Origin of the sequence: Vibrio sp. 10N.222.54.A3, from assembly GCF_041474095.1 — a bacterium.
In the GTDB taxonomy this organism is placed as follows: domain Bacteria; phylum Pseudomonadota; class Gammaproteobacteria; order Enterobacterales; family Vibrionaceae; genus Vibrio; species Vibrio crassostreae_C.
The window spans coordinates 1-946 of the sequence record NZ_JBFRTN010000062.1 but is presented as its reverse complement, the minus strand read 5'-3'; the positions used below and the strand labels follow the sequence as shown (position 1 = coordinate 946).

2 protein-coding genes are annotated in these 946 nt (G+C 42.9%); both read left to right on the top strand.

Features of this window, described 5'->3' with window-relative positions; genetic code table 11:
* On the top strand, positions 1-218 hold a 218-nt coding region (locus AB4507_RS13960; RefSeq protein ID WP_170967442.1), incomplete at its 5' end, for an FKBP-type peptidyl-prolyl cis-trans isomerase.
* A 134-nt stretch (positions 219-352) separates the two neighbouring features.
* Positions 353-847: a DUF2780 domain-containing protein gene (locus AB4507_RS13955; protein WP_017058875.1), complete on the top strand. Its 495-nt coding sequence runs from the start codon at positions 353-355 to the stop codon at positions 845-847.
* The last annotated feature ends 99 nt before the right edge of the window (positions 848-946 follow it).

Here is a 946-nt window from a genome sequence, read left to right as displayed (position 1 = left end):
CTGTTTTCGACAGCTCTGTATCTCGCGGTCAACCTGCTGAATTCCCTGTAACTGGCGTAATTCAAGGTTGGGTACAAGCTCTACAAATGATGCCTGTTGGCTCTAAGTGGAAGCTATACATCCCTCAAGATCTAGCATACGGTGAGCGTGGCGCAGGTGCTGCAATCCCACCATTTGCTGCTCTAGTATTTGAAGTAGAACTTCTAGCTATTCTTTAATTTTTATAAAAACCTTTAGTAAAACAAAATACTATTGGCAAATAAAATTGAAATAATCCAACGGCGATGTGACTACATCGCCGTTTTTCGTTTATAGTGAAAGAGTAAATTACTTTATTACTTAAGGACGAATAATGAAGAAAGTACTCATCACAGTTTTAAGCAGCCTTGCTGTTGTCTCTTGCGCTAGCACTAGCGACTCTGAACAAACCAGTTCATCATCAGATACCAACTATTCCCAACTATCACAAACTGCACTAATGGCAGCAGTGAATATGTGGTCTCAGCAGAACGAAACAACACCACTTGTGGATACGGTAGCTGACCAAGCTTCTGTTACCAGCGACCAAGCAGTTGGCGGTATTGGTTCAATGTTGGCCCTTGCACAAAACTCACTTGGCACAGCCGACAACAAAGAACTCGCGACACTTATTCCAGGCATGTCGAGCCTTGAGTCTACGGGGCTATCATCGCTACTAAGCTCACAAGGTGCCGTTGAAAGTGCGTTTTCTGGATTAGGCATGGATCCATCAATGGTTACGACATTTGCGCCAATCATTCTTCAAGCATTGCAGTCACAAGGTGCGACGAGCGGCCTGATGGATTCACTTTCAGCTATATGGCAATAATCGTTAGTTATTAATAGCTAGCTTAAAATCTAATAAGGGCACTTCGGTGCTCTTTTTTGTGCGTGGAAGAAAAGATATTTGAGATACGAGATACGAGAT

Coding starts and splice junctions, on each gene's coding strand:
- AB4507_RS13955 (WP_017058875.1), top strand. CDS start 353: ATGAAGAAAGTACTCATCACAGTTTTAAGCAGCCTTGCTGTTGTCTCT.